Genomic DNA, 11,195 nt, shown 5'->3' with positions numbered 1-11,195 from the left:
GTGATCGCCAAGGAAGTGATGATGAGGTAGGGGAAGGGCCTCACTTCCCGGATTCACCGCGCGCGAGGGATAGAAGGCCGTCAGCGGCGTCGACGATCTCCTCTCTCCATGGAAATCCCGAAAGCAGCCGGTCGGGAATCGCGGATTCGCCCACGTAGGCTCCACACAGGCATCCTGCCATCGAGGACGTTCCTTCGGCGTCGTTGCCGAGGTTGGCCGCCGAAAGCACCGTTTCCCTGAAATCCTCCGGCGTGCGAAGAAAACATGCCCATGCGAACGGCAGCCCTTCGTGCACGGCGGTGCCGTTTCCGATCGATTCCTGTATCTCCTCGATCTCCGCTCGCCGCAACAGGAGCGCAGCCAGCTCGGTTCCCAGCTTCCGCAGCAGGGTGGGGGCCTGCCTGCTCTGGCGGCTCCGTGGGGAACGGTCGGGCTCGATACCGGTGATGCAGGGTGAAATCCCGCGGGCGAACCCGAGCACATCCAGCGACCCTCCGGGAGTGTGAAGGACGCGTGCGACCGCGGCCGCTTGCGCGACGGCTCCGGCGATGGCGGCCGGGTGCGGGTGAGTCACCGACGCCACGATCCCGGCCTCCAGCTTCATTCGCCGAAAATCCGCCGCGCGCGACAGCGCGACGGGGGCGATCCTGGCCGCTGGTATGCTTTCCGCCGCGCCGGAACCCGCTTCGAACCATGGATATCCGCGGTCGCTCAGGTTGGCGGCGAATTCCGCGTCCGCGGCGCTTCGGGGACGCGCAGGGGAGGATGAAAAAAGCCCCGCTATCTCTTCCGGATCGACTCGCCCCCTCCTGAGCAGCGAACGCGCAAGGAGAAGCAGAGACGGCGCCGGGGCATCCGAATTCGCTTCTTTCGCGTGGTTCCGCAGAGGGGCGTATCCTTCGATCCTGCCGTAGAGCTCGGCCACGTCCCGTGGAGAGAGGCCTTGGGCGGGTCCTCCGACCGCTTCCCCGATCGCCGCACCCAGCAGCGCCCCGCGAAAACGGTCCCGGTAGTCGATTCCATTCGCGAACGCAAGGGGAAGGTGCTCGCCCTTGGACATGTAGGAAGGGATCTTCGCCCGCCGGACGAGGAAATGGTAAATCGCTTCCGGCTCCTTTCCGAAAAGGAGGGGCTGATCTTCCTTCCTGCGCGCGAGGTCGGTTACCTTGCGATCCGCCATTCGGGCAACCTGGCGGACGATTTCCCAGAAATCCTCGTTTCCCTGCAAGGGAACCTTACCGAGAGAACGGGAGAGGCAGGAAACGATTTCCGCAGGATCGTGAAGCGAAAGACCCGTAACAGCCGGCTCATCGCCCTGCGGAGGGGCCGCAAGGGTCGGTTCGGCGTGCGGACCGCCTGAAGTGTACTGCTGCGCCGACGTATCGTCGGCAACTTCCGGCGAGGGAACGATTGACGGGGTGTCGAGGGCAACGTAGCCCCTGTAGTGCATCTCCATTACCTGGCGGATCTGCGCCGGAGAGAATCGCATGCCGTGCAGGATACGCAGCAATGTTTCGCTCTTTGGGATCCTTCCCTCGTAGGCCACTTGCCGGAGCAGTTCGTAGCTGCACCCGATTTCCTTCCTGTCGGTGTGGAATTTCTTGAGCGAGACATACCCGAGAGTCTCGACGCGTTTTCTCAATATTCCCGATAGTATGTTTTTCCCGCCCGAATCCATCGGATGACCTTTCCCCGAGCGCGGGATTTGGTACGCAGAACAACTATACAAATAATATTGTCATTATACAAATATAAATGTCAATGATAAATGTAATTTAGTATGAAAACAACTAATGTTGTATTTGGTGTAAAACGCTAATGGTACATGATGCCCCGAGCCCCGGAGTTTGGATGTCACGACAGGCTGCCGACTCCGGCGGAGCCCCTGCATCATGTGGCTCCTTCAATAGGGGGCGTTGAGGGCGCCTTACATGGACTCGGCTATGATCTCCGCGATGTCCCTGGTCTGCACCGACTCGTCGAGGTTGCGGAACTTCGCGGCGTCGTCGAACATGATCAGGCAATAGGGACAAGCAGATCCGATGGCATTCGATCCGGTGCGCATTGCCTGGTCGAAACGAAGATGGTTGATCCGCCTGCCGGGGAGCTCGAGCCACATGCCGCCTCCGCCCCCCCCGCAGCAGAAACCACGCTCGCGGGTCTTGTCCATCTCGTTTACCGTGATGCCGGGCACGGAGCCCAGCGCTTCACGGGGAGCGTCGTATATATCGTTGTGCCTCCCAAGATAACAGGAATCGTGGATGGCCACGAGACGGTTGATCCTCTTCGAAGGAACGAGTTTCCCCTGGGCGATCAGGTCACGGAGAAGGACCGAATGGTGGACGACCTCCACGTTCACTCCGAATTGCGGGTACTCGTTTCGGAACGTATTGAAGCAGTGCGGGCACTGCGTTATCACTTTGCGGACGTTGTAGGCCGCGAACAGCTCCTTGACCATTTCCACCATGCCCAGCTGGAAGAGCCCTTCCTCGCCCATCGGACGGGCGAATGCGCCGCAGCACGTTTCTTCGAGCCCCAGTACGGCGAAATCAACCCCGGCGCGGGATAACAGGGACACGATCGTCCGGGTGACTTTCTGGTTCCGCGGATCGTACGCCCCTGCGCACCCGGGCCAGTACAGGTATTCGAAAGTTTTCCTGTCCGCCGCGATAGGCACGTCGAGGCCCGCGGTCCACTGGATGCGGTCGTCCTGCGGAAGCCCCCAGGGATTCCCCGTATCGCCCATTTTCCTGAGAGCCAATCGGGCGCCGTCGGGAATCTTCGATCCGGTTACGTAGCCGCGGCGCACGTCGACGATCATGTCGATATGCTCTATCAGCACCGGGCACGCCTGCATGCATGCCCTGCAAGTCGTGCAGGACCAGATCTCGTCGGGGAACAGGACGTCGAACGTGAAGGAAGATACGGCCGGTTTCCCGGTTTTCCTGTCCATCGTCGCGGTGGAGGGTACGAGGCTCCAGCGGATCTCACGGCTCATCTCCTCCCTGGTCTTGAGGACCACGTCCCTGGGAGACAGGGGCATTTCCGCGGCGTAGGCGGGGCATTCGTCCTGGCACCGCCCGCATTTCGTGCAGGCGTCCGAAGAGAGAAGCTGCTTCCAGGAAAAGTCCTCCACCGCCGCGACCCCGATCTTTTCCTCGTCCTCTATGCCGGGAATCGGCTGAAGCGCTCCCTTCGGGCGGGAAGTGCGAAGGAAGACGTTAACCGTTCCCGCTCCCATGTGCAGCATCTTCGTCAGCGGGATGGAGGCAAGAAATCCGAAGGCGAGAAGAAGGTGCGTCCACCACAACGCCCGGTGAGCGGAAAGGAGATTCTCCATCGGAACGCCCGCGAAGTACGGTGCGATCGCGGCGCTTACGAAGGACACGGAGGATGCGATGGGGCGCGTCGCCGCGATCCGCAGGGACTCGATCAGGAACCCGGTGATGCCGATGGCCGCGATGAGAAGAAGCTGGAGAAGGTCGTCGCCGTCGCGGGTTAGATACTCCGTCCGGAAGAAGTAGCGGCGCGCCATGGCGAAAAATACCCCCGCGAGAAGCACCGCCCCGAAGGTGTTCGCGAACAGCTTGAACGCAATGTAGAAGTTTCCGTCGAGGATGCGGATGCCCAGGTCGAATTCCACGGCGACGAGGCAGGTGACGATGAACAACGCGATGAACGCGGAATAGATGGCCAGGTGCATGAGGCCGCCTGCGTTCCTTTCGAGGACCTTCCGCTGGCCGATCGCGATCCGCAGGGTATCCACGGTGCGCCGCCAAAGATCGTCCACGCGATTTTCCCTTTCCGGGCGTCCTCGCTGCCAGGCGGAGACACGCTGGAACACCCCCCATGCAAATACGGCGACGACGGCCCCGAACAGGGCATACATGACGGTCGCTGCGCCTGGAGGCAGGTTCCAAAGTATTTCCCGGCCGACGGTTTTCATGGAAAGCACCTCGTCCATGGTGTTTGCCCGTTCCCGCGAATCTTTCGCGCGACCCGGACGGCTTTCCAATTATATACGCGAATCCGCTTTCCGTTATGGATATACTGGGGAAAAAGGCTTGCACTCTGGAGGTCCCGTCATGCCGGAGATCTTCGTCCAGGGGTACGATGTCCATTTCCAGGACACCGTGAAGTCTCTTCCTCATACCGTCGTTTTCCTCCATGGATCGGGGGGTTCTCACCACACGTGGCGGGATCAATGGGCGGGCCTGAAAGGCATCGCGCGCCTTGTCATCCCGGACCTCCCGGGGCATTCCGAATCGCTCGGGGCTCCGAAGGAAACGGTGGAGGAGTATTCGGCGTGGTTCGCCGAGTTCCTGAAGGAGGCCGGCCTGGGGAAGTTCATACTCGCGGGCCATTCGATGGGCGGTGCGATCGCCCTGCAGGCGGCGCTGGACAGGATCAAGGGGCTTCAGGCGCTGATACTCGCCGGCACCGGAGCGAAGCTCAAGGTCAGCCCGGTGATCTTCGACGGGATCGCGAACCGGTTCAAGGATTTCGCGCCGGAGCTTGTCGACTGGATGATGGCGCGGGAAACCGACCGCCTGCTGCGGGATGACGTGACGAAAGACGTTCTTTCTACGCGGCCGGGAACGTTCTTCGCGGATTTCCGCGCCTGCGACGGGTTCGACGTCCGGGGCAGATTGGGGGAAATCGGCGTCCCCGCTCTTGCTATCTGCGGCGACGACGACCGCCTGGCGCCCCTGAAGTACTCCGAGTTCCTCGCCGCGAATATCAGGGGTGCGGTCCTCAAGATCGTACACGGCGCGGGCCACATCGCGATGCTCGAGAAGCCGGCCGAGGTGAACAACGTGATCACCTCGTTCGTCCACTCCCTCTCGTAGTGCTCTGGCCGCCTCGCGCGGTCGTGGTAAACTCACAGGATGACCGAGAACGCGATCTCCGCTCTCCGGGCGATATTCGGGGAGCGGCTGCGGACCTCGCTCGAGGACCGCATCTGCTATTCATACGACGCCACGGGTAAGGAATTCCTCCCGGACGCGGTCGCCTGGCCGCTGAACCCGGAGGAGATACGCCGGACGGTCCTGCTGGCGAACGAGCACCTGTTTCCCGTAGTCCCGCGCGGGGCCGGTTCAGGTTTTTCAGGCGGCTCGCTTCCTGTCCGCGGCGGGGTCGTTATTTCCACCGAACGGATGGACCGCATCCTTTCGATCGACTCGGAGAACCTGGTCGCGGTCGTCGAACCGGGCGTGGTGACCGAGAGGCTGAAGGAAGAGGCGAAGAAGCAGGGGCTTTATTACCCTCCCGACCCCGCGTCGCTCAAGTTCTGCACCATAGGCGGCAACCTGGCCGAGTGCGCGGGCGGCATGTGCGCCGTCAAGTACGGAGTGACGAGGGATTACGTCCTGGGCCTGGAGGCGGTGCTGGGGACCGGCGAGCTCGTGCGTACGGGAGTCTGCACCGTGAAGGGAGTGGTGGGCTACGACCTTACGCGCATGCTCGTCGGATCGGAGGGGACGCTGGGGATCATCACGAAGGCGACGCTTAAATTGATCCCCCTCCCTGAAACCGCCGCCACGCTTCTTGCCTTCTTCCCTTCGAACGAAAAAGGGGCGCGGGCCGTCGCGGGGATCGTGCAGGAGCGCATAACTCCCTGCGCGTTGGAGCTAATGGACCGCACGGCCGTCGAATGCGTCCGGCGGATGGCGGACCTGTCGCTCCCGGAGGGAACCGGCTGCGCCCTGCTGATCGAAGTGGACGGGCTGGAGGCCTCCGTGGCGCGCGAGGCGGATCGAGTCGAGGAGGCCTGCCTCCGGTTCGGCGCCATCGAAGTGAGGAAGGCTGCCGACGCGGCGGGGCGGGATAACCTGTGGAAGCTGCGCCGGTCGATCTCGCCGGCGGTGCGGCAGGTGAATCCCGTGAAGATCAACGAGGACATCGTCGTCCCCCGCAGCCGTCTCGTGGAGATGTTCGCATTCCTGTCGGATCTTTCGGAACGCCAGGACCTCAAGATCGTGAATTTCGGCCACGCGGGCGACGGAAACATCCATGTGAACATCATGATCTCCGGAAAGGACGAAGACGAACGCGGCCGCGCCGACAAGGCGGTGGAAGCGGTGTTTCGCAAAACGGTCGAGCTGGGGGGCACTATTTCCGGCGAGCACGGCATCGGTATCGCCAAGGCCCCGTACATGGAGATGGAAGTCGGGCCGCTGGGCGTTTCCGTGATGAAGCGATTGAAAAATTGTTTCGACCCGAACGGCATCCTCAACCCTGGGAAGATCTTCCTCGAAGAATCCGCGGTACGCCGTTGAGGGACGACGAGCTGCGCGCCCTGACGGGGGCGTGCGCGAAATGCGGCACCTGCCGCACCGTCTGCACTCTCTATCCCGAAAGGAAAGCGGAGATCTCCGTCGCGCGGGGGAAGATCGCGCTGATCGACGCCTCGCTCGAGGGGAAGGACACGAACCTCGACGCCGTCCAGGAAGCCCTCGCCGACTGCCTGCTTTGCGGGCGGTGCGAGCGCGCCTGCCCCAACCAGGTCCTGGTCGAGGAAATCATCATGAAGGGGAGGGCCGACGCCGCCAGGGGGATCGGCATCCCCGCCTGGAAGCAGGTGGTCTTCGGCAGGGTGATGCCGTCGCCGAAAGGCCGGGAGGCCGCCGTATCGGCAGCCGCAGCGGCGCAGAGGCTTTTCGCGAGGGAAATTCCTTCCGCATCCGGCCTGCATTACCGGTTCCCGGAGAAGTTCGGGCTTTCCGGACGGACGGTGCCGAAGCTGCCGAAGAAGGGATTCATCGCGTCCCTCAAGCCGAAAGAGGCCGTGTCCGGCGACGTCTTGCTCTTCGTCGGGTGCGTTTTCGACCACGTTTTCCCGCAAGTGGGGCGTGCTTCCTATGAAACGATGAAGATCTCCGGCAGTGATATCGCCGTTTTCCGGGACGCCGCATGCTGCGGCCTGCCTGCGATGGTGTCCGGGGACCGGGACGCATCCCTCCGTTGCGCGGAGGAAAACATCCGGCGGCTTCGCGCCGCGGAACCGGAAAAAATCGTGTTTCCCTGCGGGTCCTGCCTGCTAATGTTCAAGAGGAACCTGTTTTCACTGATCCCCGAAAAACACGAGCTGCGGAGCGACGCGGTCGAGGTCTCGAACCGCTGCGTGGATTACGCGGGCTTCATACTGGGATCCGGCGTGGTCTCCCGCCTTCCCGACCCGCCGGAAGGCGAGAAGGTCGGAGAAATCGGGTACCACGATCCCTGTCACCTTACCGGCACTCTCGGGAAGGGGCAGGAAGCCCGGGAAGTGCTGCGGGAGGCGGTGGGATCCTCGTTCGCAGAGATGAAAGGAGCCGACCTTTGCTGCGGATACGGTGGGACGTTCAATATCAGGGACTATCCCACCTCCGCCCGTATCGGCCGAAACAAGATCTCGGCCGCGGCGGAGGGCGGGGCGAAGGTCGTCGCCACCGCCTGCTCGGGGTGCATCCTACAGCTCCGCGACATGGCCGCCCGCACCGATCCCGGAATGGAAATCGTCCACCTGGCCGAGCTCGTGGCGAAGGCGCTTTCCCGCCGTTGACATCCTTCTCCGCCGGATGTTATGAAACTCCATTACCGTCTTGCATTTAACCCGGGAGGGGGGGCATGTCACTCCAGGAAAAATTCGAAGAATTGAGGAAGAAAAACGCCCTCGCGATGGAGGGGGGCGGCAAGAAAAGGGTCGACACCCAGCACGCGCAGGGGAAGCTCACGGCGAGGGAGCGGATCGAACTCCTGTTCGACCCGAACTCGTTCGTGGAACTCGACCGGTTCGTCCAGCACCGATGCGTCGATTTCGAGGTCGAAAAGATCCTGGGAGACGGCGTCGTCACCGGGTACGGCAAGATCGGCGGGCGGCTCGTCTACGTCTTCGCGCAGGACTTCACCTGCATCGGCGGGTCTCTCTCGGAGACATACGCCAAAAAGATCTGCAAGATCATGGACCACGCCGCCCGAAACGGGGCTCCCGTGATCGGGCTGAACGACTCCGGCGGGGCCCGCATCCAGGAAGGGGTGCAAAGTCTCGCCGGCTACGCCGACATATTCCTGAGGAACACGATCTACTCCGGCGTCGTCCCGCAGATCTCCGCCATCATGGGGCCGTGCGCCGGTGGCGCGGTCTACTCCCCGGCGATCACCGACTTCATCGTCATGGTCAAGAACACCTCTTACATGTTCGTCACGGGGCCCGACGTCATCAAGACCGTGACGCACGAGGAAGTGACCAAGGAGAACCTCGGCGGCGCCATGTCTCACAACGAGCGGAGCGGCGTGGCGCATTTCGCGGCTGAAGACGAAAAGGAAGGCCTCTATCTCATCCGCGAGCTGGTATCGTTCATCCCCCAGAACAACATGGAAGATCCGCCGATCGTCGCTCCGAAAGACTCCCCGGACCGGCGGGACGAGAGCCTGAACCAGATCGTTCCCGACATCCCCACGAAGCCTTACGATATCCGCGACGTCATCAAGAAAGTCGTGGACGACGGATACTTCTTCGAGATCCAGGAGCACTACGCAAGGAACATCGTCATCGGATTCGCACGCATGAACGGAAGGCCCGTGGGAATCACGGCGAACCAGCCCGCGGTGCTCGCAGGGTGCCTCGACATCTCCTCCTCCATAAAGGGAGCGAGGTTCGTCCGGTTCTGCGACGCCTTCAACATCCCGCTGCTTACCTTCGTCGACGTCCCCGGTTTCCTCCCGGGCACGGCGCAGGAGTACGGCGGGATCATCAAGCACGGCGCGAAACTTCTATACGCCTTCGCCGAGGCCACCGTCCCGAAGGTTACCGTGATCACGCGGAAGGCGTACGGCGGGGCCTACGACGTCATGGCCTCCAAGCACATTCGTGCGGACGTGAACTACGCGTATCCCACGGCGGAGATCGCGGTGATGGGGCCTGACGGCGCGGTCAACATCATCTTCCGGAAGGAGCTCCTCAAGGCGGACAACCCGGAGAAGAAGAAGGCGGAACTCGTCGCGGACTACAGGGAGCGGTTCGCCTCTCCGTACAAGGCGGCGGAAATCGGCTTCATCGACGAGGTCATAATGCCCGAGGAGACGCGCCCGAAGGTGATCACCGCCCTCGAGATGCTGGCGAACAAAAGGGATTCCAACCCGCCGCGCAAGCACGGCAACATCCCCTTATAGGAGGCCGCCACGTGTTCAAGAAGATTCTGATCGCGAACCGGGGGGAGATCGCCGTTCGTGTCGAGCGCGCCTGCCGCGAGATGGGGATTCCGACCGTGGCGGTGTACTCGGAGGTGGACCGCCACGCGCTCCATGTGCGGTGCGCCGACGAAGCCGTGCTGATCGGGCCGCCCCCCGCGTCCGAGTCCTATCTCGTCATCGACAAGATCATCGACGCGGCGAAGAAAAGCGGGGCGGACGCCGTCCATCCCGGCTACGGGTTCCTCGCGGAGAACCCGCGCTTCGCCGACCGGTGCGAAAAGGAAAAGATCAAGCTGATCGGCCCCTCGGCCCACGCGATGCGGACGATGGGATCGAAAACCGTCGCCCGGAAGACGGTGCAGGCGGCCGGTGTCCCGGTGGTCCCCGGGACCATAGAACCGATCGCGACCGAAGAGGAAGTCCTGCGCATAGCGAAGGAGATCGGATTCCCGGTGATGCTGAAGGCAACCGCGGGCGGAGGCGGGAAGGGTATGCGGCTCGTAAAGGAGGAGGGTGACCTCCGGTCCTCCCTCCGGATGGCCAAATCCGAAGCGAAGTCCGCCTTCAGCGACGACTCCGTCTACATCGAGAAGTACATCGAGCAACCGCGGCACGTCGAAATACAGATCCTCGGCGACCGGCACGGCAACTACGTTCACCTCTGCGAGCGCGAGTGTTCGATACAGCGGCGGCACCAGAAGGTGATCGAGGAGTCCCCGTCGGTGATCGTCACCGCCGGGATGCGCGAGGCGATGGGGAAGGTGGCGATCGATGCCGCGCGGGCCGTGAAATACGAGGGCGCCGGCACCTGCGAGTTCCTCGTCGACGCGAAGCGCGACTTCTACTTCCTCGAGATGAACACGAGGCTCCAGGTCGAGCACCCTGTCACCGAGATGGTTACCGGCATCGACATCGTCAAGGAGCAGATCCGTATAGCCGCAGGGGAGAAGCTTTCGATCCGCCAGGAAGACATACGCCAGACCGGGCATGCGATCGAATGCCGCGTCTACGCCGAGGACCCGGACCGCAACTTCATGCCTTGCCCCGGCCTCATCACCTCGCTGCGCACCCCCGGCGGACCCGGCGTGCGCGACGATTCGGGCGTCTTCGAAGGGTTCGAGATTCCCATCTACTACGACCCGATCATCTCCAAACTGGTCGCATGGGGAAAGGACCGGACCGAGGCGATCGCGCGGATGAAGCGTGCGCTCGGAGAATACGTCGTCACCGGCGTGAAGACGACGATCCCGTTCCACATCCGCGTGATGAACAACCGCCATTTCATCGAGGGAGGCTTCGACACGAACTTCATCGACAAGGTCTTCTTCAAGGAGGAGCAGGAGCGGAAGCTCGCACATGGGGACGTCGCCATGATCACGGCGGCCATCCAGATGTTCCTCGAAGAGCGGGAGCGGGCGATCGCGCAGAAACCCGCCGGGACCTCCGGCCCGATATCGATGTGGAAGTATTCCACACGGCCCGGCATGCGGAAAATCGGATAGGAGCGGCCATGAACTATATCGGGACGATCGGGGATAAGGAAGTGAAGGTCACCGTCCGGGAGATCGGGGTCGCCCGGTACGCCGTCACGATAGACGGGGAAGAGCACAGGGTGGACGCGCACCAGGTGCAGGACAGCGTCTGGTCCGTCCTGTACGGCGACGCATCGTTTGAAGTAGACGTGCAGGGGAAGGACGAGGAGTTCGAGGTGCTCATCGCGGGCGACTGCTACAAGTTCTCGCTTATGAACGAGCAGCGCAAGGCGATGATCCGCTCCGGCGGGAAGGGAGCGGTCGGGAAGGCGATGGTCACTTCGCCGATGCCGGGGAAAGTGGTGAAACTCCTGGTCAACGAGGGCGAGGAGGTCAAGGCGGACCAGGGGGTCATAGTAGTCGAGGCCATGAAAATGGAAAACGAGCTCAAGTCCAACATCGCCGGAAAGGTCAAGGAGATCTTCGTTAAGGAAGGCGAGGTCGTAGAGAGCGGAGCGAAGCTGCTCCTGGTGGAGTAGGGAGAAG

At 62.4% G+C, this 11,195-nt stretch carries 8 protein-coding genes; 6 read left to right on the top strand and 2 right to left on the bottom strand.

Translation table 11 applies throughout. The annotated features are described in order from the left end of the window. Positions 1-40 precede the first annotated feature (40 nt). Both HY896_01615 and HY896_01610 read right to left on the bottom strand, forming a co-directional pair. On the bottom strand, positions 41-1,678 hold the full coding sequence (locus HY896_01615; protein ID MBI5575041.1) for an ADP-ribosylglycohydrolase family protein: 1,638 nt from the start codon (positions 1,676-1,678) through the stop codon (positions 41-43). A gap of 249 nt (positions 1,679-1,927) precedes the next feature. Further along, positions 1,928-3,946, bottom strand: coding sequence for a (Fe-S)-binding protein (locus HY896_01610; protein MBI5575040.1), 2,019 nt, complete (start codon positions 3,944-3,946; stop codon positions 1,928-1,930). A gap of 139 nt (positions 3,947-4,085) precedes the next feature. On the opposite strand from HY896_01610, the gene HY896_01605 reads away from it, so the two are divergent. The 6 genes from HY896_01605 to HY896_01580 all read left to right on the top strand — a co-directional run bounded on the left by HY896_01605 (position 4,086) and on the right by HY896_01580 (position 11,188). Then, positions 4,086-4,850 (top strand): alpha/beta fold hydrolase, encoded by a 765-nt coding sequence (locus HY896_01605; protein ID MBI5575039.1) that lies wholly within the window; start codon positions 4,086-4,088, stop codon positions 4,848-4,850. 39 nt (positions 4,851-4,889) lie between these two features. After that, complete coding sequence (locus HY896_01600; protein ID MBI5575038.1) at positions 4,890-6,281, top strand: FAD-binding protein; 1,392 nt, start codon at positions 4,890-4,892, stop codon at positions 6,279-6,281. After that, positions 6,278-7,546, top strand: a complete 1,269-nt coding sequence (locus tag HY896_01595) for a (Fe-S)-binding protein (protein ID MBI5575037.1) — start codon at positions 6,278-6,280, stop codon at positions 7,544-7,546. Before HY896_01600 ends, HY896_01595 begins: the two co-directional genes overlap by 4 nt. Before the next feature lie 65 nt (positions 7,547-7,611). Beyond that, complete coding sequence (locus tag HY896_01590; protein ID MBI5575036.1) at positions 7,612-9,156, top strand: methylmalonyl-CoA carboxyltransferase; 1,545 nt, start codon at positions 7,612-7,614, stop codon at positions 9,154-9,156. Between the two features lie 11 nt (positions 9,157-9,167). Continuing rightward, entirely contained in the window at positions 9,168-10,679 is a 1,512-nt protein-coding gene (gene accC / locus HY896_01585) for an acetyl-CoA carboxylase biotin carboxylase subunit (protein MBI5575035.1), read from the top strand. An 8-nt stretch (positions 10,680-10,687) separates the two neighbouring features. Next, on the top strand, positions 10,688-11,188 hold the full coding sequence (locus HY896_01580; protein ID MBI5575034.1) for an acetyl-CoA carboxylase biotin carboxyl carrier protein subunit: 501 nt from the start codon (positions 10,688-10,690) through the stop codon (positions 11,186-11,188). Positions 11,189-11,195: the final 7 nt, after the last annotated feature.

The sequence above is a fragment of the Deltaproteobacteria bacterium genome, assembly GCA_016218975.1.
Classification (GTDB): Bacteria; Desulfobacterota; Deferrimicrobia; order Deferrimicrobiales; family Deferrimicrobiaceae; genus JAENIX01.
The sequence above is the reverse complement of the archived record's forward strand: the minus strand, read 5'-3'. Positions and strand labels throughout refer to the sequence as shown.

What these genes read in the sequence shown, in the direction of transcription:
- HY896_01600 (MBI5575038.1), top strand. Translation starts at nt 4,890, where the DNA reads ATGACCGAGAACGCGATCTCCGCTCTCCGGGCGATATTCGGGGAGCGG.
- HY896_01610 (MBI5575040.1), bottom strand. Translation starts at nt 3,946, where the DNA reads ATGAAAACCGTCGGCCGGGAAATACTTTGGAACCTGCCTCCAGGCGCA.
- HY896_01590 (MBI5575036.1), top strand. Translation starts at nt 7,612, where the DNA reads ATGTCACTCCAGGAAAAATTCGAAGAATTGAGGAAGAAAAACGCCCTC.
- HY896_01615 (MBI5575041.1), bottom strand. Translation starts at nt 1,678, where the DNA reads ATGGATTCGGGCGGGAAAAACATACTATCGGGAATATTGAGAAAACGC.
- HY896_01580 (MBI5575034.1), top strand. Translation starts at nt 10,688, where the DNA reads ATGAACTATATCGGGACGATCGGGGATAAGGAAGTGAAGGTCACCGTC.
- HY896_01605 (MBI5575039.1), top strand. Translation starts at nt 4,086, where the DNA reads ATGCCGGAGATCTTCGTCCAGGGGTACGATGTCCATTTCCAGGACACC.